The organism is Microbacterium sp. A8/3-1, from assembly GCF_040267695.1.
Taxonomy (GTDB): domain Bacteria; phylum Actinomycetota; class Actinomycetes; order Actinomycetales; family Microbacteriaceae; genus Microbacterium; species Microbacterium luteolum.
This window is the reverse complement of record NZ_CP158357.1, coordinates 778,735-803,525: the sequence shown is the minus strand read 5'-3', so window position 1 is coordinate 803,525 and position 24,791 is coordinate 778,735. Positions and strand designations below refer to the sequence as shown.

The window sequence follows — 24,791 nt, the reverse complement described above, 5'->3', positions numbered from 1 at the left end:
TCGCGCCGCAGATAGAACGTACCGGCCTCTCTGGGCGGCGTTCTGGCTGGCGATGCTCCTGCCCGGGAACGGTGGTTTCCTCCGTAACCCGTCCGGCACGACCGAGGCCCAGGTCAGCCATTTGATGAGCCTCATCGGGTGATCGCGTCTCTCGGAGTTCGCAGCGAGTCGCCATAACATCCGGATGCGAGGGCCGATTCCCGCGAGATTCTCGAACTCCTGGCTGATGAACTCGAGCCATGACAGTGAGCCGCCGCGATCCCCTCCCCCGCCGATTCCTGCGCATCGCATGGTCGAGCGTGGCCACCCAGATGGCGGAACAGGTCGCGCTCGTGGCTGTGCCGCTCGCCGCCGTGCTGTCGCTCGGTGCCGGAGCGACCGAGACGGCGCTCCTGCATGTCGCCCAGACGTTGCCCTTCCTCGTGCTGGCTCTCCCCTTCGGCCTCGTCATCGATCGATCCTCCCCGCAGCGAGTGCTGATCGCGTCGGAGGTTCTGCGAGCCGCCACGCTGGGCGCCATCGTCGTTCTCATCACGCTCGACTCGCTGTCCATGGGCGCTCTTCTCGGGCTCGGCTGCCTCGGCGCGATCGGCACGGTGGGCGTGAGCGTCTCAGTCCCTTCAGCGGTGCCGCGCCTCGTGACATCCGATCGCCTGATCGACGCCAATCGATGGTTGGAGCTCGGAAGGAGTGCGGCCTTCATCTGCGGGCCTGTCATCGCTGGCGCCATCGTCTCCGCCGCCGGCGCGGGCACAGCCCTCGTGGTCGCCACGATCGCCTGCGTCGCCGCCGCGGCGCTATTGGTTCGACTGGACATCCCTCGAAGCGTGCCCTCGGCCGGTGGGTCAGCGTGGAGAGCGGCTGCCCACGGCGTGCGATATGTGCTGGGGCACCACCTCTTGCGGCCGATGATCGTCACCTCGACCATCTTCAATGTGGGCTGGTTCCTGATTCAGTCCGTGTTCGTCGTCTACGCCGTGGACCGGTTGGGGATGACAGCCACCACCGTGGGCATCGCGATGGGAGCGTACGGCGCAGGCATGGTGATCGGAGCGCTTCTGGTACCCCCGCTGTCCCGACGCTTCCGTCTCGGTGCGATGACTGTGCTCGGCCCGGGCGGCGGGTTCGTTGCGGCAGTTCTGATGGGCATCACACTGTGGACACCCGCACCCGCCCTCGCCTTCGCCTCATTCTTCCTCTTCGGCTTCGGCCCGGTGATCTGGACGATATCCACGACCTCGCTCCGCCAAGCCGTGACCCCGGCCCCGATGATCGGGCGAGTTTCATCGTTGGTGGTGGTCTCCACCTACGGCGCGCGGCCGCTCGGCGCGGGAATGGGAGTCGCGATCTCGGCAGGATTCGGGATGGAATGGTGCATCGCTGTCGCCGTCGTTGTCTTCGCTGCCCAACTCGTCACCGTCCTCTCGTCGGCTCTCCCGGCCGTGCGGGAACTTCCTGCTACGCCGACCCCGGCCTCTCGGTGAGCGCCAGGTCGGCGGATGGTCGGCTACGCGAGCACGCGGTAGCGCAGATGGACCTCACTCGCGAAGCCCGAGGTGTCGATGCGCTCCAGCCTCATCTGCCTGCTCAGTCCCGTGAACAGGGAGATCCCGCTCCCGAGCAGGATCGGCACGACATCCAGGACGATCTCATCGACGAGGCCCTTCTCCAGGCACTGCCTGGAGATGCTGCCCCCGAGCACGCTCACCCACTTGTCCCCCGCCGCTTGCTTGGCGGCGCTCACGGCTTCGACCACGTCGTCGACGACGAATTCGTAGATGATCCCGTCTCTCTCGATGGACTCGTGAGGGGTGTGCGTCATGAGGAACACCGGCACCCCCAGGATGCCGCCGTAGGGAATCTCCCCGTCTTCGATCGTCTGCGTCTTGTTCGCTCCCCCGACCACTGCGCCTATCTCCCCGACGACGCGCGAGACCACCGCCTCGTCTGCCGGATCGACCGGGAACCCGTTCATCCACTCGACTCCCCCGCTGGCATCGGCCATGAATCCGTCGAGCGACACAGTCGCGTGTATGAGTACTTTCGACATCACTACCTCCTGGATATGAGCCCTTGGCCCGAGAGGTGAGTCGTTCGACTCACCTCTGATTGCAGGCTAGCTCTCCGTGAGTCCCGAGTCAAGCGACTCACCACTACGGCATACTGGGTCCATGTCTCGAGAGCTCTCCGCCTATCACCGCCAGGTCGCCGCCGACAACCGAGCGGCAATCCTGGGTGCCGCCACCGATCTGTTCCTCGAGCTCGGCTTCGATCGAACTTCTCTTGCCAAGGTCGCCGAGCGCGCGGGAGTCTCGAAGGCGACGCTGTTCAAGCAGTTCCCCACCAAGGCCGAGCTGTTCGAGGCCATGGTCCTCGTGGCGGGCGACAACGCTGTCGGCGGGCCATTGGATCCCCCGTCCGGCGACTTCCACTCCGGCCTGGTGGCACTGGGGACCGCCTACGCATCCCTGCTCGCCCAGCCGCGGATGATGGAGCTCATCCGCGCCGTCATCACCGAGTCCGCACGATTCCCGGAGTTGCGCGCCCAGACGTTCGACTTCGGGACGCTGCCCGTCCTGCGCGCGCTCAGAGAGTTCCTCGAGAAGGCGAATGATCACGGCGACGCGTATATCGCTGACCTCGACGTCGTGTCCGCTCAGTTCCTCGGCATGATCGCGACCGTCGTGTTCTGGCCACGCCTCGTCCATGTCGGATGGTCGCTCACCGAGGAGGAGTCAGCCCGCACGATCGACGAGGCCGCCCGCACGATCGCGGCGCGTTTCGGTCGAAGCGATCCCGCCTGACGGGCCTCTCAGCGGTGCACGCGGGTAGCCAGTTCCCCCTGCACCCATTGCTCCACCGCGCCGGCCACCTCACTCGGTGACAGGTCATCCGTCTCGATCACCTCGGCAGCCCAGCGCGGATCCCCACTCCCCCAGTCGGCCCAGCGCTCCCAGACCATCGGCACGGAGCTGTCCACGCGGATCACATCCGGCATGTACGTCGGGTCGAGCGTATGGCCGAGGAACCACTCTCCGAACCGGTTGTGATGCACGATCGCTGCGGGATCCTCTCCGCGCGCCAGCAACCGCTCGCTACGTGTGGCCGGCGTGCAGTGCAGCATGCAGACGGCGATGCCCTCGAGCCGGTCAGCGGACGGAGCGGCGAGGAGCTCGCCCTGCGGCACCTGACCGCAGAGCAGCATGTGCTCACCCGCAGCCTCCGCTTCTACCGCCTGCCGGACCCAATGCTCGATGGCGCCGTGCCGCCAAGCCGTGTCGGCACCCGCCGGGACGCCGATGGAGTCGAACTCGACGCAGCGGATCGGTTCCGACCAGGCCACCCTCGCAAGATGCGCCAACACCGTCGACTTGCCCGCGCCACTCGCGCCAGTGAGAGAGAACAGCATCCGCACAGACTACTTCGGTGTCTGGATCACGGATGTGGCGTTGCTCAGGGCCTGGCGCACCTCCCCTACCGCGCTGCTCACTGCCGCCGGTAGCCCGCAAGGAAGAGGTCGACCGCGCGATCCACCGGCGAGGCATCGACGTCGCCGGCGAGCAGGCGGGCGTTGAGCGGTGCTCCGATCACGAGCCACGTGAAGTCCGCGGCCGCAGCATCCGCCACGTCCATCTGAAGACCGTGCCGCGCCGCCACCGTTCGCAATGCTTCGGCGAGGTTCCGGATGTTGGCGTTCCAACTCTCCTCGAGATACATCCTCGCCACCTCCGGCTGCGTCACGGCCTCCGCCGTCACGAGTCGACGCATGGCGAGCACCGGTTCGCTCAGGATGCCGAAGCGCATCGTCTCCGCGAGATCGGCGAGCCCTTGCCGAAGATCATCCGCCGCCTGCAACCGCTCCAGAGCCGGGCGCATCGCGTTGCGCCCGGAGGATGCCCAGTGGCGGACCACCGCTTCGTAAAGGGCCGACTTCGAGGGCTGCTCGCGATAGAGCGACGCCTTCGAGATCCGTGCACGTCTGGCGACCTCCTCCATAGAGGCTCCCCCATACCCGCGCTCGAGGAACACGTCGCGCGCCACCGCGAGGAGGTCCTCCCCCGTGAGGCCTGGGGGTCGACCCGGGGCGCGAGCTTCTGTCGTCATGCTTCCACTTTAGTACTTGACGGTTCTAAATTACCAGTCTACTCTGAGTACCAGTCGGTACTAAAGGAGTCGAAATGCTCATTCTCGGAATCGCCGTCGCCACCGTCGCTTCGTTCGTCGCCAGTGCGGCGCTGTACGCCATCCCCGCCGTCTCGGCCACGATCACCCGCACCAGCACTCCACGGCCCGGGCTGTCCATGGCCGCCCAGATGGCGTCCGTCATACTGCGCAGCCTCATCACCGCGTGCCTGATCGCCGGAATCCTGGTGTGTGCGGAATGGCACGGAGCCGTACCGGGACTGCTCCTGGGCCTCGCTCTCTCGGTCCTGCCGCTCACGCTGCTCATGGGTGGCGTCGTACACGAGAACACGGCCGTCTCAGCGGCCGCGATCCACCTCGTCGATTGGGTCGTCAAGCTCGCACTGATCGGCGTCATCGTCGGACTCTTCGTCTGATGACAGAACCGGAGGACATCATGACCACACCCGCACCCCTCGACATCACCTTCGTGGCCACGCTCGGCAAAGTCCGAGAAGGGGACACCTGGACCTGCGTCCAGCTCCCCGACTCCGCAGCCGTCTTCGGCACGCGGGGTCTCGTGAAGGTCGTCGGAACAGTGGACGGAGAGCCGTTCCGGGGCGCCTTCATGGCCCTGGGCGACGGCACTCACAAACTGCCGGTGACCGCAGCGATCCGCAAGAGGATCGGGAAGACCGACGGTGATGACGTGACCGTCCACCTCACCGGACGACTCACCTGATCGTCATGAGCCTCTACTGCGAGGCCCACACTCCGAGCTCATTGCCGCTCGGGTCGGCGAAGTGGAGGCGCCGACCGCCGGGGAACTCGTAGGGCAGCTGGAGGATCGTTCCTCCAGCCGCCGTGATCGCGTCCATCGTGGCGTCGAGGTCTTCCGAGTAGAGCAGGACGAGCGGTCCGCCGACGGGGCGCGCCTCGTCGGCGAGCAGAAGCCCTCCCACCTCGCTCCCGTCACCGCTCGGCGAGGCGATGCCCGCGTAGCCCGGTCCGTAGTCGACGAAGGTCCAACCGAAAGCCTCGGTGTAGAAGGCCGTGGCGGCGGCGAGGTCGGTGACGACGAATTCGGTGTAGTCGAGGGAATGGTGCACGGGTCGAGGGGTCATGCGATCACCGTAGCGGTGGCTGCCGACATGTGGGCGCCGACGATGTCTGACGCCTCTGGCAGGCTGTGAGGATGAGCTCGACCATCGCCGCCTGGAACGGCAGTCACGATCAGTTGACGCAGGCGGCAGAGCTGTACGCTGACGTCTTCTCCGAAGCGCCGTACGACGAGGAGCGTTCGCAGAGCATCGAGAGCTTCACTTCCCGCGTGCGACGCTATGCGGCCGAGAAGCCGTCGTTCCGGCTGCTCATCGCATCGGAGGGCGACCGGGTGGTCGGCCTCGTTCTCGGGACCGGCGCCTCCCGTGGCGACTGGTGGTGGGACCGCCTGGAAGCAATGTTGCCGGCAGACGTGCAGGAGCTCTGGCTCGATCCGGAGTGCTTCTCGGTGGAGGAACTCGCCGTCGACGCCTCGCACCGCCGTCACGGGGTCGCGGCCGCGCTGATGACTGCAGTCCTCGGTGAGCTTCCGTACCGCACCGCGCTTCTCTCCTGCTACCAGGAGGCGCGGTCGGCGCAGAAGCTGTACAGCGGCCTCGGCTGGACGATCATCGATCCTGCTGTCCACTTCACGGCGTCTCGCGCAGTGCAGGTGATGGGCATCCGCTTGCGCGAGTGACGATGCGAAACCCGCGCCGCTGCACAGGAGTAGCGTTGAGGCGTGTCGCAGGTCCCCCGCTCCCCCGTCTCGACGCCGGAGTGGCGAGCATGGCTGGTCTGGTCCGTGGGTGTCGCGGCCTACGTGCTCGCGATCACGAACCGCACCTCGCTCGGCGCCGTCGGCGTCGAGGCCGCTGATCGCTTCCAGGCCGACGCGTCGACGCTCGCGCTCTTCGCCGTCGTCCAGCTCGCGGTCTACGGAGGCATGCAGATTCCGATCGGGGTGCTGCTCGACCGGTACGGATCACGCCCGATCATGACGATCGGCATGCTCCTGATGGCCGCCGGGCAGTTGACGATGGCCCTCTCCCCCAGCGTCGGTATCGCGATCGTCGCCCGCATCCTTCTGGGTGCCGGTGATGCTGCGATCTTCCCCGCCGTCCTTCGTCTCGTCGCGACCTGGTTCCCCGCGCAGCGCGGCCCGATCATGGTGCAGTTCACCGGCATCGTCGGCCAGGCGGGCCAGCTGATCGCCCTCGTCCCGCTCGCTGCTCTCCTGCATGCGACGACGTGGACCATCACCTTCGGCAGCATCGCCGGCCTCGGCGTCCTCTTCGCGATCCTCGTCGCCCTGATCATCCGCAACCACCCGCCTGAGCGGAATGCCGACGTTACGGTGAACACCGACACCGGAGTGATCCGCGTCGTCACGTCCGCGATCGACACCGGCGTCGGCATCCGCGCCGCATGGGCGCACCCCGGGACCCGGCTCGCCTTCTGGTCGCATTTCACCTCGCCGTTCGCCGGCACCGCGTTCATCCTCCTGTGGGGGATGCCGTTCCTGACGGCGGCTCAGGGACTCGACACCGCCCACGCTGCGGGGATCATCTCGGTCTACGTGATCGCCGGCATGGTGCTCGGCCCGGTCATCGGCGACCTGTCCCGGCGGCTGCCGAACTATCGGTCGATGGCCCTCGTCCTCCCCGCTGTCGGCGTGCAGATGCTGGCCTGGATCGTCGTCATCGCGCTCCCCGGACCTGCCCCGCTGTGGCTGCTCTACGTGCTCGCCGTTGCCCTTGCGACCGGCGGCCCCGCTTCGATGATCGCGTTCGACCACGCCCGCACGCACAACCCTTCGCACCGACTGAGCACGGCGACCGGAGTGACGAATGCAGGCGGCTTCATCGCGGCACTCATCGCGATCTTCCTGATCGGTCTCGCGCTCGACCTGCAGGGGGCCGGGACCCCGGAGACGTATTCGCTCGACGCGTTCCGGATCGCGTTCCTGATGCCGATCCCGCTGTGGATCCTCGGAGTCGTCTTCATCCTGATCGAACGAAAGCGCACGCGCATCCGCATCGGCCTGGATCCCGACCGGCGTCGTTGACCACTCGTAGGATGAAGCATGGTCTCCGGCTTCACCTTCTCCTCCGATTCGACCCGCATCGACCGTGCCCGGGTGCACGCCTGGTTGAGCGAGCAGGCCTACTGGGCTCAGGGACGCGCCCGCGAAGTGCAGGATGCCGCGATCGACGGCTCGCGCAACTACGGCGTGTGGAACGAGAACGACGAGCAGGTGGCGTACGCCCGTGTCGTGACGGATGCCGTCACCTTCGCCTGGCTGTGCGATGTCTTCGTCGACCAGAAGGCGCGAGGGAGCGGTGTCGGCAAGATGCTCATCGAAGGCGTCATCGCCGACCTTCAGCCTCTGCCGGTCAAACGCATCCTGTTGGCCACGGCCGACGCGCACGGGCTCTACGCGCAGTACGGCTTCGCCCCCTCCGAGGACCCGAACCGGTACATGGTCAAGCACCTGGCTCAGGCCTGAGACGGGGAAGAGCGGGTGATCGACACCGATCCGGCCGTGATCCTCGTGCACGGGCTCTGGCACCAGGGCGCGCACATGGGCCCGCTCGCTGACGAGCTCCGGAATCGCGGCTTCGACGTGCATATCCCGACTCTTCACCGTGGATCGCTCGAGGCCGACACCGCGGCCGTGCAGGAGATCATCGACAGCCTCCCCGCTCCCCCGCTCGTCCTCGGCCACAGCTACGGCGGCGCGGTGATCACCGGCCTCCGTGGCGTGCGGTCCCTTGTCTACCTCGCCGCCTTCGTCCCGACGACCGAGGAGAGCTGCGCCTCGCTCGGCGGCGCTCTCGTGAACGATGCGATGCGACGCCATCCCGGGGGTGGGACGGCCGTCGACCCGTCACTGGCCGGCGCCGCACTCTACGCGGATGCCGATCCGCAGACCGCGGCGTGGGCGATCAGCCTGCTCGTGCCACAGGCGTCAGGGCACGGGCGCGGCGTTCCCGCCCGTGCGGCGTGGCGCGACGTCCGCTCGCGGTACATCGTGTGCGCGGAGGACCGGGCCGTCGCCCCTGACGTCCAGCGGATGCTCGCCCGGCGCTGCACGCACGCGACGGAGATCGATGCCGATCACTCGCCGTACATCTCGCGCCCCGGCGAGATCGCGGAGATCGTCGTGTCGGAGCTCTCGTCGAGCTGACGGTTCACCGCCGCAGCGGCGTCCATCCCGGCGGTAACGGGCCGTCGACGACCGCTCGCTCCCGGTCGATCTGCGCGGACCACCCCTGCGCTTCGTCGACCGTGTCGAACGCGCCGCGCGCGAGGCGCATGCCCACGTCGTCCTGATGCGTTCTCGGCGCACCCCCACGACGGACCGATGCGCGCACGCTCCAGGAGTCATCCGCGAACCCTCCACCGCGGAACACGCGGTAGTCGTCGTATCGCGCCGGATCCAGCAGGTCCCAGCACCACTCCCAGACGTTGCCGAGCGTGTCGAACAGTCCGTTGAGGTTCGGGATCTTTCCGCCGACGTTCTGCGGCGAGGCGACGCCGTCGGCGCTCGTCCATGCCGCATCCGCGAGAGGCGCGTAGTGCGGTCCCGTCGAGCCCGCGCGGCAGGCGAACTCCCACTCCGCTTCCGTGGGCAGGCGGTAGCCGTCCGCCGTGGCATCCCAGCTCACGTCCTCACCGTCGAACAGGTACACCCGGTCGAGGCCCTCCCACTCGGATGCGGCATTGCAGAAGTGCACCGCGCGCAGCCAGCTCACGTCGACCGCCGGACGTGACGGATGCCGGACGGCGATGCCGAGCACCTCGGCCATCTGCTCCTCGGTCACGGGGTAGACGCCGATCGCGAAAGGCTCCAGCGAGACCGTGCGCTGCACCTTGCGCCGTGCGTCGTGCAGGGTCACCGAGCCCGCGGGAAGGCGGGCCATCTCGAAGTCGGACATGCTCAGCCCGCGATCCGGATCTCGCCCGTGCGTGTCGCGGGCTCGGTCTCCGTCGTCTCGGGGATCCTGACGGCGAAGACGCGCAGGAAGAACTGGCACAGCGGTCCCACCAGGAGCGCGAATGCGACGGTGCCGACGCCCACGTTTCCTCCGAGGACCCAGCCGACGGCGACCACGGTCACCTCCAGCCCGGTGCGAACGACCCAGATGGGCCATCCGGTGCGACGGTGCAACCCGGTCATGAGTCCGTCGCGTGGTCCAGGATCGAATGCCGCACCGATGTACAGCCCCGTCGCGCCCGACAGCACGAGCAAGCCGATGACGAAGAACGCTATGCGGATCCAGAGCTCATCCGTCTCCGGGATCACGAGGAAGCCGATGTCGGCGGCGGGCCCGACCAGCAGCGCGTTGAGGACGGTACCGATTCCGGGCTTCTGCCGGATCGGGATCCAGAGCAGCAGAACGACCACGCTGACGAGAATCGTGATGACGCCGAACGTCAGCGGCACGTGTCGCGCGATGCCCTGCGTCAGCACGTCCCAGGGCGCCGCGCCGATCATTCCTCGGACGATGAACGAGATGCCGATGCCGTACAGGAACAGCCCGACGAGGAGTTGCGCGATGCGACGAGGCAGCCGCCGACCCCCGCTCCGACTCACGAAGGGGTCCGTTCGACCCAAGTGGGGTACTTGGCCGCGCGACCGTCGCCGGAGGATGTGCGAGTCACGCGTCGCCGGACCCACGGGCCGACGTGCTCACGGTAGTAGGCGAACCCGGAGGGCCGCGCTCCTCCCCGTTCGCTGGGTGCCCACCAGGTCTCGGGCGGCTCGAAGCCGAGCGCATGGACGACGCGAGCCGCGACACGATGGTGACCGGCCGCGTTCATGTGCAGCCGGTCCTCCGACCAGTAGGCGGTGTCGGAGAGCTCGCGGTCCGGCCAGTTCAACGCGCGGATCACATCCGGCCGGTTCTCGATCCGGCGGAGCACCGCCTCGGACAGCAGGTCGCCGCGGCGCTGTACGAGAGATCCCATCGGCAGCTGACCGCTGGGGTTCGCGCCGGAGAGCAGGATCATGGTCACGCCCTCCTCGTCGCAGCGACGGAGCACGCGGCTGAAGGCGTCGGCGATGTGCTCGACGTCGGTCCGCGGCCGCAGCATGTCGTTGCCTCCCCCGTTGAACGAGAGGTGGGTCGGATGCAGGGCGAGGGCGGGCTCCAGCTGCTGCTCCACGATCGGCCAGGCCAGCTTGCCGCGGATCGCGAGGTTGGCGTACTGGATCGGGCGACCCGCCGCATCGGCCCAGCCCTGGGCTGCCAGATCGGCCCACCCGCGCTCTCTGCCGTCGGGAAGGTCGTCGCCGACGCCCTCTGTGAAGGAGTCGCCGATCGCCACGAATCGCACATCTGCCACCGCACAAGCCTATTCCCGCGCGCGGCGGGCCAGGCGCACGTCAGCGGTCGTCGAGCGCGATGCCTCGGCGATCGGCAAGACCCCAGGCCGCCACAGCCGCGACCACGAAACAGACGCCGAAGACGACGAACAGCAGCGGCGTGCCCCCCGCGACGAGCAGCACGGGCACGGACAGCGGCGCGACGATCGAGGCGATGCGACCGACGCCGGCCGCCCAGCCCGCACCGGTCCCTCGGAGCGAGGTCGGATACGTCTCCGGTGTCACGGCGTAGAGCGCGCCCCACGCGCCGAGATTGAAGAACGATAGGGCCATACCCGAGGCGATGATGGCGAACTCCGTCGTGGCGGTGCCGAAGAACACGGCGGAGACCGCGGATCCGACCAGGAAGACCGACAGTGTGGCGCGTCGGCCCCAGACCTCGATGAGCCAGGCCGCGACGGCGTAGCCGGGGAGCTGGGCCAGAGTGATGATCAGCGTGAACCCGAACGACCTGACCAGGTCGAATCCGGCGTCGAGAAGGATGCTGGGGATCCAGATGAACGCGCCGTAATAGGCGAAGTTCACGCACAGCCAGACGAGCCAGAGGCACATCGTGCGGACGCGGAACTCCCGGTTCCACAGTGTCGTGAGACGCGCCCTGGTCGTGATCGCGATCGCGCGGGATGCCGGCTCCTTGCGGATCGCGGGCGCCGCGATGAAACCGGCATCCGCTTCGAAGGTTGACACGATGCGATCCGCCTCGGCGATCCGTCCGCGAGAGGCGAGCCACCGCGGAGACTCCGGCAGTCCCCACCGGATGATCAGCGCGTACACCGCCGGGATGGCCCCCAGTGCGAACGCCCAGCGCCATCCCGCATCGGATGCCGGGATCACGAAGTATCCGATGAGCGCCGATACCGTCCAGCCCACGGCCCAGAACGCCTCGAGGATGACGATGAGCCTGCCGCGGATGCGCGCAGGAGCGAACTCGCTGACATAGGTCGAGGCGACCGGCAGCTCGGCGCCGAGCCCGAGGCCGACGAAGAACCTCAGGACCAGCAGCACGGCGATCCCGCCGACCAGCGCACTGGCACCGGTCGCGATGCCGTACACGAGGAGGGTGAGCGCGAACACCTGACGGCGTCCGAGACGATCGGCGAGGAGGCCTCCGAGCGTCGCTCCGATCGCCATGCCGAGGAACCCGATGGACGCGATCCAGCCGGCATCCGTCTTGGTCAGACCCCACTGCTGAGTGAGGGCCGCGAGGATGAAGGAGATGAGGCCGACATCCATCGCGTCGAGCGCCCAGCCGACGCCCGAACCGGTCAGGACACGGAGATGGCGTCGCGTGAACGGCAGGTCGTCGAGGCGCTCGGCGAGCGAGGCACGGCTCGGCAGGGCGGTGTTGGCCATGCCCTCATCGTAGGGGCGCGCGCACAGTCACGGCCCCTATGACGACGTCAGTCGCGCTCGGCGAGGATCTTTCGCACGCGCGGGATGACCTCGGTGCCGTAGAGCTCGATGCTGCGCATCATGGACCCGTGCGAGAGGGTTCCCGTGGCGTACTTGAGGTCGAAGCGGCCGAGCCCGAGGGTCGTGACGGTGTCGGCGATCTTGGCTGCGACACGATCGGGCGAGCCCGCGTAGATGGCGCCCTCGGGACCGACGTCGTTCTGGAATCGCGCACGGCTGTAGGCAGGCCAGCCGCGCTCGCGCCCGATGGTGTTGTTCATCGCCTCGAAGCCGGAGTATGCCTCGTCCCAGGCCTCGGCATCCGTCGCGGCGATGTGCCCGGGCGAGTGCACGGACACCGGGTGCGACGTCGTGCCGAAGGAGGCGACCGAGCGATGGTAGAGCTCGACGAACGGCTTGAATCGCACGGCGGGACCGCCGATGATCGCGAGCATCAGTCCGAGACCATGCCGTGCGACGCGCACGACGGACTCGGGGCTGCCGCCCACGCCGACCCAGGTGCGAAGCCCGTTCTCGGTCTTGGGGAACACGTTCGCGTTATCCAGCGAGGCGCGCATCGTGCCGGACCAGGTGACGGGCTCCTCCTTGAGCAGCTCCGTGAACAGCTCCAGCTTCTGCTCGAACAGCGCCTCATAGTCGCGGAGGTCGTATCCGAAGAGCGGGAAGGACTCGATGAAGGATCCACGGCCGAGAACGACTTCTGCGCGACCGCCGGACAACGCGTCGAGCGTCGAGAAGCGCTCGAAGACGCGCACCGGGTCGTCGGATGACAGCACGGTGACGGCCGTGCCCAGGCGGATGCGTTCGGTCCGGGCGGCGATCGCCGCCAACACCATCTCGGGCGCGGACACCGCGAATTCCGGGCGATGGTGCTCCCCCACCCCGAAGAAGTCCACGCCGACGCTGTCTGCCAGCTCGGCCTGGGCCACCACGTTGCGGATCGTCTGCGCCCCGGTGAGGAGCTCGCCGTTCGCATCGCGCGTGATGTCGCCGAAGGTGTCCAGTCCGAATTCGATGCTCATGTCATCCCTTTCCATTCAGATGAATGAACACACCGCGGACGCGCCGCATTCCCGTCAGCGCGGAAGGAGCGAGCTGCGCAGGGTGTCGAGACCGACGCCGCCCATGTCGAGCGCCCGCTTGTGGAACTCCTTGAACGAGAAGGACTCCCCCTCGGCGGCGCGGACGGCATCGCGGACCTGTTCCCAGATGCGCTGTCCGACCTTGTACGACGGCGCCTGTCCCGGCCAGCCCAGGTAGCGGTTCACCTCGAACTGCACGAACTGGTCCGACATGTTCACGTTCCCGCGCAGGAACTCGAGGGCATAGGCCGCGTCCCAGGTCCCCGTTCCGTCGAGACGGGGCTTGCCCAGGTGCACGCCGATGTCGAGCACGACGCGTGCGGCGCGCAGGCGCTGACCATCGAGCATGCCCAGCCGGTCGGCCGGGTCGTCGAGGTAGCCCAGCTGCTCCATCAGGCGCTCGGCGTACAGCGCCCAACCCTCGGCGTGCCCGGACGTACCGGCGAGGAGCCGCCGCCAGGAGTTCAGTTCTGCGCGGTTGTACACGGCCTGCGCGATCTGCAGGTGGTGTCCGGGCACGCCCTCGTGGAAGACCGTCGTCAATTCGCGCCAGGTGTCGAACTCCGTGACGCCCTCGGGAACCGACCACCACATGCGTCCGGGGCGGGAGAAGTCGTCGGTCGGGCCGGTGTAGTAGATGCCACCCTCCTGAGTAGGGGCGATCATGCACTCGAGCGTCCGGATCGCCTCGGGGATGTCGAAGTGCGAGGCGCCGAGCTCCGCGACCGCGCGGTCGCTCGTCTCCTGCATCCATTTCTGGAGCGCGTCGGTGCCGACGAGCTTGCGAGCGGGATCGGCCTCCAGATGGGCGACGGCCTCCTCGACCGATGCGCCCGGAAGGATCTCGCTCGCGATGGCGGTCTGCTCGGCCACCATGCGGGCGAGTTCTTCACGTCCCCACTCGTAGGTCTCGTCCAGATCGATCGTCGCACCGAGGAAACGGCGCGAGTTGAGAGCGTAGAGCTCACGGCCGACCGCATCGACGTCGCCGGCCGCCGGCGCGAGTTCCTCGGCGAGGAACCGGCGGAGCTCGTGGTAAGCGACCCGTGCTGCCGCCGAGTTGTCGGCGAGCGTGCGGGCGAGAGACGCGGGAAGCTGCCCCTCCTCCGGGCCGCCTTCGGCCACGAACGCGGCGAAGAAGCCGTCGTCCGCGGTGTAACGATCGATCTGCGTTGCGACCTCGACGACCTGCCGCCGTGCCGGGGTGACGCCCTCGGCGATCCCCTGACGAAGCGTCTCGGTGTAGCCGCGCAGCGCATCGGGCACCGCGGCCAGTCGCGTCGCGATCACACCCCAGTCGTCGGCTGTGGCGGTGGGCATCAGGTCGAACGCCGACCGCACGTCCTGCGCCGCCGAGGCGATCACATTGAGGTCGCGCAGGTGCCACTTGGCCTCATGCAGTTCGAGGTCGAGACGAAGCTCGGCGCTCAGATCCGTCTTGGTGACCTCGTCGATCGCATCGACGGGCTCGAGCGCCGACAGCTTGTCGAGCGTGGAGCGGGTCGCCGCGGCGATCGCCTCGTGTCCCGCGGGGCTCAGATCGCCGAAGCGGTCGTTCACCTCGTCGCGGCCGATATACGTTCCGAGAGTCGGCGCGAGCACAACGATCGTGTCGACCCACTCATCGGCGACCTTGTCGATGGCGGACGGAGTGCGGGGAGCTGAAGTCATCCCTTCAGCCTAATCCCCGGCATCCGCTCGATATATCGGTTCTGTCGGTCGATCTCAGTGCGCGGCCTCGTTCCAGTCCGCACCACGGCCGACCTGTACGTCGAGCGGCACCGTCAGGTCGGCGGCATCGCCCATGCGCGCACGCACGATGCGCTCGACCGCATCCCATTCCCCAGGAGCCACCTCGACCACGAGTTCGTCGTGGATCTGCAGCAGAGCGCGGGATGACAGTTCCTCGGACCGCAGGTCGTCATGGATGTTCAGGAGCGCGATCTTCATGATGTCGGCGGCGCTGCCCTGGATCGGGGCGTTGAGCGCCGCGCGCTCCGCGTTCTCCCGCAGCACCCGGTTGGGACTCGCGAGGTCGGGGAACGGGCGACGGCGCCCGAAGATCGTCTCGGTGTAGCCGACCTCCTTCGCCTTCATCACGGACGCACGGAGGTAGTCGCGGACGGCACCGAAACGGGCGAAGTACTCGACCATCAGCTGCTTCGCCTCGGACTGCTCGATGCGCAGCTGCTTGGACAGGCCGAAGGCGGAGAGACCGTAGACGAGGCCGTACGACATGGCCTTCACCTTGGTGCGCATCGCCGCGGTCACCTCGCTCGGCTCGACACCGAACACACGCGCACCGACGAACCGGTGCAGGTCCTCGCCGCTGTTGAAAGCCTCGATCAGCCCTTCATCTCCGGAGAGGTGCGCCATGATGCGCATCTCGATCTGGGAGTAGTCCGCCGTCAGCAGCGCCTCATAGCCCTCGCCGACCTGGAAGGCGCTGCGGATGCGACGCGACTCCTCGGTGCGCACCGGGATGTTCTGCAGGTTGGGGTCGGTGCTGGAGAGACGCCCCGTCTGGCTGCCGGTCTGCACATACGTGGTGTGGACGCGGTGATCCTCGCCGATGGCAGTGTCGAGCGATTCGATGATCTGACGGAGCTTCGTCGCCTCCCGGTGCTGCAGCAGCAGACTCAGGAACGGGTGCGGGTGCGTCTCCTGCAGGTCGGCGAGAGCGGCGGCATCCGTCGAGTACCCGGACTTCGTCTTGCGGGTCTTCGGGAGCTGGAGATCTTCGAACAGGACCTCCTGCAGCTGCTTGGGCGAACCGAGATTGAACTCTCGCCCGATGCTCGAGAACGCCTCTTGGGCGACGCCCTCGGCGCGGGTGGCCAGCTCGCCCGAGAACGTCGAGAGCACGTCGTGCGAGACCGCGACTCCGGCGACCTCCATGTCGGCGAGCGTCATCAGAGTCGGGAGCTCGATGTCGACGAGCACCTTCGCGACCGATTCCGGGATGTCCTCGCGCAGGGCGTCAGCGACCCGGAGCGCGAACCATGCCTCCTGGGAGGGCGTGGCACCCTCGGTCTCGGGGACCAGTTGCGAGGGATCGGCCTCGGGCAACTTCTCGCCGAGGTAGCGCTCGACGAGGTCGGCGAGCGTCTTGTCGGGGAAACTCGGGCGCAGCAGCCAGCCGGCGAGGCTCGTGTCGTAGGCGAGGCCGCCGAGACGGATGCCCTGGCGCAGGAGCGCCTTGACCTGCGGCTTCGCGTCGTGCAGGACCTTCGGGCTCGACGACTCGATCCAGCCGCGAAGGGCGTCGGCCGCAGCATCCGTCCAGTCGGCCTCACGGAGCTCGCTGGTGGTCGCCGCGCCGATGCGGACGGGCTTGCCGCCCTGAGTGGTGATGCGGAGCGCGACATCGCCGTCCTGTGCCGCGGCCCAGGTCGCGAGCTCGGCGGGGGCGACCTCGCCGGGCACGGGCAGCACGACAGCGGAAGCCGGATCGTCGGCGACCTCGCCGGCGCCGACCGCTTCGAAGACGCGCGGGAGGAGCGTGCGGAACTCGAGCCTCGCGAAGATGTCGCGGACGGCCTGGGCATCGATCGGCGTCACCGCGAGATCGCCTGGTGCGACCGGAAGCTCGACGTCGGTGAGCAGGCGGTTCAGCTTGCGGTTGCGCCGCACATCCTCGATGTGGTCGCGCAGGTTGCCGCCGACGACGCCCTTGATCTCGTCGGCACGATCGAGCAGCTCGTCGAGCGTCCCGAACTGCGTGAGCCACTTCACGGCGGTCTTCTCCCCCACCTTGGGTACGCCCGGCAGGTTGTCGCTGGTCTCGCCGACCAGGGCCGCGATGTCGGGATACTGCTCCGGCCGGACGCCGTAACGCTCCTGCACCGTGGTCGGGTCGTAGCGCTTGAGCTGCGAGACGCCCTGAACATTCGGGTACAGCAGCGTGACCTCGTCATTGACGAGCTGGATGCTGTCACGGTCTCCCGAGACGATCAGCACGTCGTAGCCCTGCTCGACGCCCTGCGTCGACAGCGTGGCGAGGATGTCGTCGGCCTCGATACCTTCCTTCGTGAGGACGGGAATGGACATCGCGGCCAGGCAGTCCTGGAGCAGTGGGATCTGGCCGCGGAACTCCTGCGGAGTCTCGGACCTCGTCGCCTTGTACTCGGGATACTCGTCGGTGCGGAACGAGTGCCGCGAGGTGTCGAAGGCGATCGCCAGGTGGGTCGGCTGCTCGGCCTTGATCAGATTCACCAACATCGACAGGAAGCCGTAGATGGCGTTCGTGTGCTGGTTGTCCTTGGTCGTGAAGTTCTCGACCGGAAGGGCGAAGAAGGCACGGTAGGCGAGCGAATGGCCGTCGATGACCATGAGGGTAGGCTTTGCGGAGTCCGTCACCCTGTCAGCCTAACGAGGACGACAGACACCCGCTGAGGAGGATTCATGAGCGACGTCGCGACGAGCGAGGGACTCGACTGGGCGACAGCCCGCGGTATGGGGGCACTGGCTCAGAAGATGGGCATGGAGTTCCTCGAGTTCACCCTCGAGCGGTGCGTCGCCACCATGCCCGTCGAGGGCAACACGCAACCCGTCGGCCTCATGCACGGCGGCGCCTACGTCGTTCTCGGCGAGTCGCTCGGGTCGATGGCGGCGAACCTGCACGCCGGACCGGGACGCCTCGCGGTCGGCGTGGACATCAACGCCACCCACACGCGCTCGGCCACCTCCGGCATCGTCACGGGCGTCTGCACGCCGGTGCACCTCGGCCGCAGCATCACCGTCCACGAGATCGTGGTGACCGACGATCAGGGCCGACGCTGCTCGACGATCCGGATCACCAACATGATCAAGGCCGTCCCTGCCGCGGACTGACCGGCTTCAATACCGGCCGCAGAGGAGTTCAAGCAGCCGCGCGAGTTTCGCGTCGATCTCTTCCACCTGCTGTTCGATCCTGTCGAGCCGCCGACTCACTCCCCCGAATCGCGAATCGATGGCGCTGATGCTGTCGATCTGCCGGTTCGTCATCTGCTCAAAGCGTGAGCGTTGCTGAAGAAGCGTGCCGTGGATGGATCGGATCTCCGAATATGCCTCGGCAGGGCTGTAACCGAGAACGGGCAGGATGAGGTCGATCTCTTCGTCGGTGTTCATCAGCGGTGCTTGAGGATGCCGAGAATCTCGCCCGACTGAGCTTTGAGCTCGCCCTGCTGAGCCTTGAGCTCGCCCACCTGCTCGGCAAGACCGTCGAGAAGGCGAGTGTGCTCGGTGAGCGTGCCATTCATCGTCTTGAGCAGGTCATAGATTTCCACCGTGTCGTTCGCATTCTGCTCGACCCGGCGCTGTAATTCCACTTGGCTCATCCCTATGAGCACGAGATTACGCCCCACGAGGGGCGAGCAGAACGGTGTCAACAGGAACTGTGTGTAACTTCGACTCACTACAAGATGTGTAGAAAACATCGAACGATCTGAACCAGAGGGAGCCCTGGTCCCGGTCCACCGCCGACACGATCAAGGCCGTTCCTGCCGCGGACTGAGCGGCTCCTCCAGCAGCAGCTGGAACAGCAGGTGGTCCTGCCACTCCCCCGCGATCCGCAGATACCGCGGTGCGAGGCCGATCCTCTCGAACCCGCTCTCGGCGAGCACGCGCTGCGAACCGACGTTGTGCAGCAACGTCGCGGCCTGCAGGCGATGAAGCCGCAGCTCCTCCCCGGCGTAGGCGGCCACGCGCTCAACGGCGCGGGACGCGAGGCCTCGACGCAGGCGCGAGACGTCGATCCAATAGCCGAGGTCGGCGCTCCAGAAAGCACCGCGCACGATGTTGTTGAGGTTCATCCGGCCGCGGATCTCGCCGTCGTCGGACTCGATGAGGAATCGAATGCTGCGGCCCGAGGCGGCATCCGTCTCGCACTCCCGCGCGTGCCGCTCCTGGAACTCCTCCGTGAAGAACGACTCGGCCCGGGTGGGCTCCCAGGGCGCGAGATGCTCGCGGTTCGCGAGGTACGCGCGAGCGAGTGGTGCGCCGTCACCGCGACGAACCGGACGCAGAGTGTGCTCGGCATCGAGCCGGAGGTGAGATTCCGACAGGCTCAATCCGAGCCCTCCGGGCTCACTTCTTCGGCGCGAGCTGCTCGATGATCGCCTTCGCGACGTCCTGCATCGTCAGACGGCGATCCATCGACGCCTTCTGGATCCAGCGGAACGCCTCGGGCTCGCTCAGGCCCATCTTCTCGTTGAGCAGGCCCTTGGCCCGGTCGACGAGCTTGCGGGTCTCGAAGCGCTCGACCATGTCGGCGACCTCGGCCTCGAGCGTGATGATCTGCTCGTGACGGGCCAGCGCGATCTCGATCGCGGGAAGCAGGTCGTTCGGGGTGAACGGCTTGACGACGTACGCCAGAGCGCCGGCCTCACTCGCCCGCTCGACGAGCTCCTTCTGGCTGAACGCCGTGAGGAGCACGACCGGGGCGATGTTCCCCTTGTGCAGCTTCTCGGCGGCACTGATGCCGTCGAGCTGAGGCATCTTGACGTCCATGATGACGAGGTCGGGGCGCAACTCGGTCGCGAGAGCGACAGCGGTCTCGCCGTCGCCGGCCTCGCCGACAACATCGAAGCCGTTGTCGCGGAGGATCTCGACGATGTCGAGACGGATCAGCGATTCGTCTTCGGCGACGACGACGCGTCGGGGTGCGGATGCCGTGGGCTCAACAGCCTGCTCTTCTTGCTCGGTCACAGATACATCCTAGTGGAGAGGCCCTGTGCACCGGCGGTGGCCCGGCGCTCCGCCCCGTGCGCCTGCGCTAAAGTCGAAGGCGCGACACACGAGCCGGCGTGGCGGAATGGCAGACGCGGAGCACTCAAAATGCTTTGTCCGAAAGGGCGTGTGGGTTCGAGTCCCACCGCCGGCACCCTGATTGCGCTATACAGTCCCTATGGACAGTGGCGCGCCCGCGGCGCACGCACGTCGACCGAGACGACGACGGGTCCTCCTCCTCATCGGGGCCGTCCTCATCGTCGTGCTCGTGCTCGCCGCCGCGGAGTTCGCCCGCCGCTACATCGAGGGTGAAGCCGACCTCAAGACCGACCCGGCGTTCTACTCGTTGCCCTCCCCTGCTCCGACGGGCGAACCCGGGGAGATCATCCGTATCGAGCCGATCGCGAGTGCGCCCGCGGGGTCGTCGGCCTGGCGGGTGATCTATCACTCCCGAGATCTCGCCGGCGATGACGTCCCGGTCTCGGGCGTCGTGATCGTCCCGGACGGTCCGGCACCAGACGGCGGCCGGACCGTGATCTCCTGGGCACATCCGACCACGGGCGCCGCCACGCAATGCGCGCCGTCACTCGGCCTCGATCCCTTCCAGTACATCGAGGGGCTGCACGAACTGCTCGCCGAGGGGTACGCGATCGCCGCGACCGACTATCCCGGACTCGGCGTCGACGGACAGTCGTCGTATCTTCTCGGGGTGCCCGAATCGAACAGCGTGCTCGACATCGTGCGCGCGGCGCGCAGGATCGACGGTGCCGGCATAGGTGATCGCCTCGTCCTGTGGGGGCATTCGCAGGGCGGGCAGGCGGTGCTCTTCGCGGCGGAACGTGCATCGTCGTACGCCCCGGAGCTGAAGCTGGAGGGTGTCGCGGTGGCAGCGCCGGCGGCGAATCTGAACGCGCTCATGACCGATGACATCATCGACCTCTCCGGAGTGACCATCGCCTCGCTCGCCATCCCCGCGTACACGGTCGCCTACGCGGACCGGTACACCGCGGATGAGATCACCGCGATACTCACTCCCGCCGGTGCGAAAGCCACCCCCGCGATGGCCGAGCTCTGCCTCCTCACCCAGACGAAGGAACTCCATGCGATCGCCGATCCGCTCGTAGGCGGCTATGTGACGAGCGACCCGGCCACCACCGAGCCCTGGAAGACGCTGCTAAAGGAGAACAGCGCGGGCGGGCAGCCGGTGACCGTGCCCGTCTTCGTCGGACAGGGCGAGGCGGACCAGCTGGTGCGCCCGAGTGCGACCGAGGGCTATGTGAAGCTGCTCTGCTCTCAGCAGGCGGATGTCACGTTCCACACCTACCCGGACATCGATCACGGACTGGCCGCCTACGCCGCGCTCCCGGATCTGCTGCTCTGGCTGCCCACTCTGGGAGATGGACGCACACCTGCGGGGAACTGCGGTTGACTTCTCCCCGCGGCAGTTGGGCACAATGAGATGCATGCCCCGTCCTCGACCACGCTCGGCCTTGTTCTCCGCTGTTGCACTGTCCTCCATCTCGGTGCTGTTCTTGAGCGGATGCACCGGCCCGTCGGACCCGTCTGAGACGACTGCCATGACGCCGGTCGAGTCCGCTCCCGCGCACTACGATGCCGCTCAGGATGCATACTCCCCGGTGGTTGTGACCGTCACGAATCCGCCGATCGCGGCGCCCGCCACCGACGGACGCATTCATCTGGCTTATGAGCTCCTGCTCGTCAATGCCTCGGCGTCGCCGGTAACGATCGAATCGGTCGAATCCAGCGCTGACGGCGGCACACTGCAGTCGCTCACCGGCGAGGAGTTGACGGCCGTCTACCGCGGTGTCGGCACAGGCGACGCCAGCGGTGCCCTCCAGGGCGGCGGAAGCGCCATGATCTGGATGGACGCGATCGTCGTATCTGCCGCCGAGGTGCCGACCACGATCGAGCACACCGTGACCGTGCGGATGCCCGAAGCCAACCCGCCCATCTACGACTCTGTCGTCGTCGAACACGTTCCCGCCGTCATGGTGAGCGTTTCGAATCCCGTCACCATCGGTCCACCGCTGCAGGGCGCGGGCTGGCTGAACGGCAACGGATGCTGCACTCTCACACCGCACCGCGGAGCGGTCAGCCCCATCAACGCCGGCTTCAAGGTGCCGGAACGCTGGGCCATCGATTACGTGCAGCTCACCGAGGACGACCGGCTGTTCACCGGAGACAAGACCGTGGCCCAGAACTACCCGACCTTCGGCAACGCCATCATCGCAGTCGCCGACGGCCCGGTGGTCGCGATGACCACCGACCGGCCTGAGCAGACACCGGGGGCGAACCCCACTGGCCTCACCCTCGACGAATACGGCGGCAACTACATCGTGCAAGACATCGGCGACGGCCGCTTCGCCTTCTACGCGCATCTGCAGCCCGGCAACCCGGAGCACGTCGAGGTGGGCCAGCAGCTGAAGAAGGGCGAACCGATCGCGCTGCTCGGCAACTCGGGCAATTCCGACGCCCCGCACCTGCACTTCCACATCATGGACTCACCGAGCCCGCTCGCCTCGAACGGCTTGCCGTTCCTGATCGACTCGTTCACCCTCGACGGAGTGGTGCCGAGTGCTGAGGCGATCGAGGCAGGCTTCGCCGGCACGCCCTACAACCTCGATACCGCGGTCTCGGGCGACCGCACCGCCGAGGCGCCTCTCGTCGGGGATGTCATGACCTACGCCCCCTGACCGCAGGCCGAAGCATCGAAGGCGACGTGAACCGGGTAGGAGACACGCCCTGGGCCGGAGGAATGCCTACTCGGCCAGGACCGCGAGCTCGGCGAGCACGCGCGGATGGGCGAGGATGCGGAAGTGCCCTCCGGTGTCGAGCCGGACGTTCTTCGCTCCCGCCAGCTCGCTCCCCTCGGGGATGTGCGGGTCGAATTCGGCGTAGATCGAGACGATCCGCGCGTTGACCTCGAGCTGCCGGGTGAGACCCACGATCGACGGGTCGTCCGGAGAGAAGGCGCGCAGCGTGCGCATCGGGATCCTCCGTGCGTACCGGGAACCACCGAAGGGCGTCGCGATCGCGAGCATCGCGCGCACCCGGCTCGCCGCACGACCCGTCATGACGAGCTTGCCGGCGAGGCCGCCCTTGCTGTGCGCGACGAGGATGACATCCGTCAGGTCGTTCACCTCGAGGAAGTCGGCGACCTGCTCGGCCATCTCGGCCACCGGCCGCTGGTTCCGCCGAAGCACATCGACCACGTGCACGGGATGGCCGCGCGCATGCAGCGCCGTGATGAGCGGCTGCATGAACCGCCATGTCTCGTACACCCCGGGAAGCGTGACGATGTGCGCCGCGTCGCCCGAGGAGAACTCCGCTGCGTCGGAGCGCGCGAAGGAAGCCCTGAGCTGCCAGTACCCGGCATACGCGTAGTCGGCGAGCCACCAGCCGAGCGCCTTCAGCGGGTTGATGTCGTCACCATGGGCGTCACGGGATCGGGTCGGCGGCTCGGTAATCCCATGGCGGCAAAGCTACCCGATACCGACAGAGGGGCGGGACCGAAGTCCCGCCCCTCTGTCGGTATGTCACCGGATCAGACGGTGGCTTCCTTGTAGATCGGTGCCGCGCCGTTGACCGCATCCCCGACCTTGTGGACGCGGATGTCGTTCGTCGAGCCGACGATTCCGGGAGGGGAACCGGAGATCACGACGACCTTGTCCCCTTCCTGAGCCAGGCCGCTCTTGAGCAGATAGTCGTCGACCTGCAGATACATCAGGTCGGTGTGCTGCACCATGTCGACGAGGGTCGAGCGGATGCCCCACGTGAGCGCCATGCGGCGACGGATGTCGGGCTCGGGCGTGAAGGCCAGCATCGGGATGCGCGAGCGCAGACGCGAGAGACGACGAGCGGAGTCGCCCGACTGCGTGAAGACGCAGAGGAACTTCGCGTCGACGAACTCGGCGACCTCGAGGGCGGCGAGGGTGATCGCACCGCCCTGGGTGCGCGGCTTGGTGGTGAGCGGCGCAATGCGCTCCAGGCCGTGCTCCTCGGTCGACTCGATGATGCGGGCCATGGTCTCGACGACCACGACCGGGTAGTCCCCGACGCTGGTCTCGCCGGAGAGCATGACCGCATCGGCGCCATCGAGCACGGCGTTGGCGACATCGGAGGTCTCGGCACGCGTCGGCACCGGGCTGTTGATCATCGACTCGAGCATCTGCGTCGCGACGATGACGGGCTTCGCCATGCGACGGGCGAGCTCGACAGCGCGCTTCTGCACGATCGGGACGGCCTCGAGCGGCAGTTCGACACCCAGATCACCACGGGCGACCATGATCGAGTCGAACGCGTCGACGATCTCTTCGAGGGCATCGACGGCCTGCGGCTTCTCGACCTTCGCGATGACCGGAACCCGGACACCCTCTTCGGCCATGATCTCGTGCACGCGGGTGACGTCGGACGCGTTGCGGACGAACGACAGCGCAATCAGGTCGGCGCCGATGCGCAGGCCCCAGCGGAGGTCGTCTTCGTCCTTCTCGCTCAGCGCGGGGACGTTCACGGCGACACCGGGAAGGTTGATGCCCTTGTTGTTCGACACGGCTCCGGCGACGATGACCTTCGTCGTGACGACGACGCCATCGGTCTCGACGACCTCGACGCGCACCTTGCCATCGTCGATCAGGAGGAAGTCACCGGGCTTGACGTCCTGCGGCAGACCCTTGAAGGTCGTGCCGCAGATCTCCTTGTTGCCGATGATGTCTTCGGTGGTGATCTTGAAGATGTCGCCCTTGGCGAGCTCGTAGGGGCCGTTCTCGAACTTGCCGAGACGGATCTTCGGACCCTGGAGGTCGACGAGGATGGCGACAGCGCGGCCGGCGTCGTCCGCGGCACGGCGCACGTTGGCGTAGTTGTTCTCATGCACGGAGTAGTCGCCGTGGCTGAGGTTCAGGCGTGCGACATCCACCCCCGCATCGATCAGTGCGCGCACCGTCTCATAGGTGGAGGTGGCGGGGCCCAGGGTGGCGACGATTTTCGCGCGTCTCAACAGAATTCTCCAGGGT

The 24,791-nt window shown here is 67.4% G+C and carries 28 protein-coding genes and 1 tRNA gene; 12 read left to right on the top strand and 17 right to left on the bottom strand.

The window, feature by feature from the left end:
- The first annotated feature begins 239 nt into the window (after nt 1-239).
- Entirely contained in the window at nt 240-1,484 is a 1,245-nt protein-coding gene (locus ABS642_RS04015; RefSeq protein ID WP_350352339.1) for an MFS transporter, read from the top strand.
- Between the two features lie 23 nt (nt 1,485-1,507).
- Here ABS642_RS04015 and ABS642_RS04010 read toward each other — a convergent pair whose 3' ends face one another.
- Complete coding sequence (locus ABS642_RS04010) at nt 1,508-2,050, bottom strand: dihydrofolate reductase family protein (RefSeq protein ID WP_350352338.1); 543 nt, start codon at nt 2,048-2,050, stop codon at nt 1,508-1,510.
- A gap of 121 nt (nt 2,051-2,171) precedes the next feature.
- Here ABS642_RS04010 and ABS642_RS04005 point away from each other — a divergent pair, with 121 nt between their 5' ends.
- On the top strand, nt 2,172-2,804 hold the full coding sequence (locus tag ABS642_RS04005) for a TetR/AcrR family transcriptional regulator (protein ID WP_350352337.1): 633 nt from the start codon (nt 2,172-2,174) through the stop codon (nt 2,802-2,804).
- A gap of 8 nt (nt 2,805-2,812) precedes the next feature.
- Here the strand turns inward: ABS642_RS04005 and ABS642_RS04000 are convergent, their stop codons facing one another.
- Complete coding sequence (locus ABS642_RS04000; RefSeq protein WP_350352336.1) at nt 2,813-3,409, bottom strand: hypothetical protein; 597 nt, start codon at nt 3,407-3,409, stop codon at nt 2,813-2,815.
- 77 nt (nt 3,410-3,486) lie between these two features.
- Nucleotides 3,487-4,104 carry a TetR/AcrR family transcriptional regulator gene (locus ABS642_RS03995; RefSeq protein ID WP_350352335.1) on the bottom strand — a complete coding sequence of 206 codons (618 nt, stop codon included), beginning with the start codon at nt 4,102-4,104 and terminating at the stop codon, nt 3,487-3,489.
- Nucleotides 4,105-4,178: 74 nt separating this feature from the next.
- Here ABS642_RS03995 and ABS642_RS03990 point away from each other — a divergent pair, with 74 nt between their 5' ends.
- Entirely contained in the window at nt 4,179-4,559 is a 381-nt protein-coding gene (locus ABS642_RS03990; protein WP_350352334.1) for a DUF1761 family protein, read from the top strand.
- Entirely contained in the window at nt 4,559-4,864 is a 306-nt protein-coding gene (locus tag ABS642_RS03985; protein WP_350352333.1) for a DUF1905 domain-containing protein, read from the top strand. The genes ABS642_RS03990 and ABS642_RS03985 overlap by 1 nt, the downstream gene beginning before the upstream one ends.
- A 13-nt stretch (nt 4,865-4,877) precedes the next feature.
- Here the strand turns inward: ABS642_RS03985 and ABS642_RS03980 are convergent, their stop codons facing one another.
- On the bottom strand, nt 4,878-5,246 hold the full coding sequence (locus ABS642_RS03980; RefSeq protein WP_350352332.1) for a VOC family protein: 369 nt from the start codon (nt 5,244-5,246) through the stop codon (nt 4,878-4,880).
- A 71-nt stretch (nt 5,247-5,317) separates the two neighbouring features.
- On the opposite strand from ABS642_RS03980, the gene ABS642_RS03975 reads away from it, so the two are divergent.
- The 4 genes from ABS642_RS03975 to ABS642_RS03960 are packed head-to-tail and all read left to right on the top strand — an operon-like array spanning nt 5,318 to nt 8,353.
- The gene (locus ABS642_RS03975; protein ID WP_350352331.1) at nt 5,318-5,863 is read left to right on the top strand and encodes a GNAT family N-acetyltransferase; all 546 of its coding nucleotides are present in this window, start codon (nt 5,318-5,320) and stop codon (nt 5,861-5,863) included.
- 42 nt (nt 5,864-5,905) lie between these two features.
- Nucleotides 5,906-7,231 carry an MFS transporter gene (locus tag ABS642_RS03970; protein WP_350352330.1) on the top strand — a complete coding sequence of 442 codons (1,326 nt, stop codon included), beginning with the start codon at nt 5,906-5,908 and terminating at the stop codon, nt 7,229-7,231.
- A gap of 18 nt (nt 7,232-7,249) precedes the next feature.
- On the top strand, nt 7,250-7,672 hold the full coding sequence (locus tag ABS642_RS03965) for a GNAT family N-acetyltransferase (protein WP_350352329.1): 423 nt from the start codon (nt 7,250-7,252) through the stop codon (nt 7,670-7,672).
- Nucleotides 7,673-7,687: 15 nt separating this feature from the next.
- The gene (locus tag ABS642_RS03960; protein ID WP_350352328.1) at nt 7,688-8,353 is read left to right on the top strand and encodes an alpha/beta hydrolase; all 666 of its coding nucleotides are present in this window, start codon (nt 7,688-7,690) and stop codon (nt 8,351-8,353) included.
- A 4-nt stretch (nt 8,354-8,357) separates the two neighbouring features.
- On the opposite strand, the gene ABS642_RS03955 is transcribed toward ABS642_RS03960, so the two are convergent.
- Genes ABS642_RS03955 through polA form a run of 7 tightly spaced genes read right to left on the bottom strand, consistent with a single transcriptional unit; the run spans nt 8,358 to nt 17,382 of the window.
- Nucleotides 8,358-9,104 carry an SUMF1/EgtB/PvdO family nonheme iron enzyme gene (locus tag ABS642_RS03955; RefSeq protein ID WP_350352327.1) on the bottom strand — a complete coding sequence of 249 codons (747 nt, stop codon included), beginning with the start codon at nt 9,102-9,104 and terminating at the stop codon, nt 8,358-8,360.
- A gap of 2 nt (nt 9,105-9,106) precedes the next feature.
- A complete protein-coding gene (locus ABS642_RS03950; RefSeq protein ID WP_350352326.1) occupies nt 9,107-9,763 on the bottom strand; it encodes a hypothetical protein in 657 nt (218 codons plus the stop codon).
- Nucleotides 9,760-10,506 (bottom strand): SGNH/GDSL hydrolase family protein, encoded by a 747-nt coding sequence (locus ABS642_RS03945; RefSeq protein ID WP_350353393.1) that lies wholly within the window; start codon nt 10,504-10,506, stop codon nt 9,760-9,762. Before ABS642_RS03945 ends, ABS642_RS03950 begins: the two co-directional genes overlap by 4 nt.
- A gap of 49 nt (nt 10,507-10,555) precedes the next feature.
- The gene (locus ABS642_RS03940) at nt 10,556-11,908 is read right to left on the bottom strand and encodes an MFS transporter (protein ID WP_350352325.1); all 1,353 of its coding nucleotides are present in this window, start codon (nt 11,906-11,908) and stop codon (nt 10,556-10,558) included.
- A gap of 47 nt (nt 11,909-11,955) precedes the next feature.
- Nucleotides 11,956-12,990 (bottom strand): LLM class flavin-dependent oxidoreductase, encoded by a 1,035-nt coding sequence (locus tag ABS642_RS03935; protein WP_350352324.1) that lies wholly within the window; start codon nt 12,988-12,990, stop codon nt 11,956-11,958.
- A 54-nt stretch (nt 12,991-13,044) separates the two neighbouring features.
- Nucleotides 13,045-14,721 carry a DUF885 domain-containing protein gene (locus tag ABS642_RS03930; RefSeq protein WP_350352323.1) on the bottom strand — a complete coding sequence of 559 codons (1,677 nt, stop codon included), beginning with the start codon at nt 14,719-14,721 and terminating at the stop codon, nt 13,045-13,047.
- Nucleotides 14,722-14,775: 54 nt separating this feature from the next.
- A complete protein-coding gene (gene polA / locus ABS642_RS03925; RefSeq protein WP_350352322.1) occupies nt 14,776-17,382 on the bottom strand; it encodes a DNA polymerase I in 2,607 nt (868 codons plus the stop codon).
- A gap of 72 nt (nt 17,383-17,454) precedes the next feature.
- Between polA and ABS642_RS03920 the strand changes: the two genes are divergently transcribed.
- Nucleotides 17,455-17,883: a hotdog fold thioesterase gene (locus tag ABS642_RS03920; RefSeq protein ID WP_350352321.1), complete on the top strand. Its 429-nt coding sequence runs from the start codon at nt 17,455-17,457 to the stop codon at nt 17,881-17,883.
- Nucleotides 17,884-17,889: 6 nt separating this feature from the next.
- Here the strand turns inward: ABS642_RS03920 and ABS642_RS03915 are convergent, their stop codons facing one another.
- The 4 genes from ABS642_RS03915 to ABS642_RS03900 all read right to left on the bottom strand — a co-directional run bounded on the left by ABS642_RS03915 (nt 17,890) and on the right by ABS642_RS03900 (nt 19,737).
- Entirely contained in the window at nt 17,890-18,159 is a 270-nt protein-coding gene (locus tag ABS642_RS03915; protein ID WP_282217147.1) for a hypothetical protein, read from the bottom strand.
- Complete coding sequence (locus ABS642_RS03910) at nt 18,159-18,368, bottom strand: hypothetical protein (protein WP_350352320.1); 210 nt, start codon at nt 18,366-18,368, stop codon at nt 18,159-18,161. The genes ABS642_RS03915 and ABS642_RS03910 overlap by 1 nt, the downstream gene beginning before the upstream one ends.
- A gap of 150 nt (nt 18,369-18,518) precedes the next feature.
- Nucleotides 18,519-19,100, bottom strand: coding sequence for a GNAT family protein (locus ABS642_RS03905; RefSeq protein ID WP_350352319.1), 582 nt, complete (start codon nt 19,098-19,100; stop codon nt 18,519-18,521).
- A 16-nt stretch (nt 19,101-19,116) separates the two neighbouring features.
- Complete coding sequence (locus tag ABS642_RS03900; protein WP_282217145.1) at nt 19,117-19,737, bottom strand: response regulator; 621 nt, start codon at nt 19,735-19,737, stop codon at nt 19,117-19,119.
- A gap of 92 nt (nt 19,738-19,829) precedes the next feature.
- On the opposite strand from ABS642_RS03900, the gene ABS642_RS03895 reads away from it, so the two are divergent.
- The 3 genes from ABS642_RS03895 to ABS642_RS03885 all read left to right on the top strand — a co-directional run bounded on the left by ABS642_RS03895 (nt 19,830) and on the right by ABS642_RS03885 (nt 22,472).
- A tRNA-Leu gene (locus ABS642_RS03895) sits at nt 19,830-19,912 on the top strand.
- A gap of 24 nt (nt 19,913-19,936) precedes the next feature.
- Nucleotides 19,937-21,187: an alpha/beta fold hydrolase gene (locus ABS642_RS03890; protein WP_350352318.1), complete on the top strand. Its 1,251-nt coding sequence runs from the start codon at nt 19,937-19,939 to the stop codon at nt 21,185-21,187.
- A 148-nt stretch (nt 21,188-21,335) separates the two neighbouring features.
- A complete protein-coding gene (locus tag ABS642_RS03885; protein WP_350352317.1) occupies nt 21,336-22,472 on the top strand; it encodes a M23 family metallopeptidase in 1,137 nt (378 codons plus the stop codon).
- Between the two features lie 66 nt (nt 22,473-22,538).
- On the opposite strand, the gene ABS642_RS03880 is transcribed toward ABS642_RS03885, so the two are convergent.
- Complete coding sequence (locus tag ABS642_RS03880) at nt 22,539-23,060, bottom strand: alpha/beta hydrolase (RefSeq protein ID WP_345774194.1); 522 nt, start codon at nt 23,058-23,060, stop codon at nt 22,539-22,541.
- A gap of 263 nt (nt 23,061-23,323) precedes the next feature.
- Nucleotides 23,324-24,775 carry a pyruvate kinase gene (gene pyk, locus ABS642_RS03875; RefSeq protein WP_282217142.1) on the bottom strand — a complete coding sequence of 484 codons (1,452 nt, stop codon included), beginning with the start codon at nt 24,773-24,775 and terminating at the stop codon, nt 23,324-23,326.
- Nucleotides 24,776-24,791: the final 16 nt, after the last annotated feature.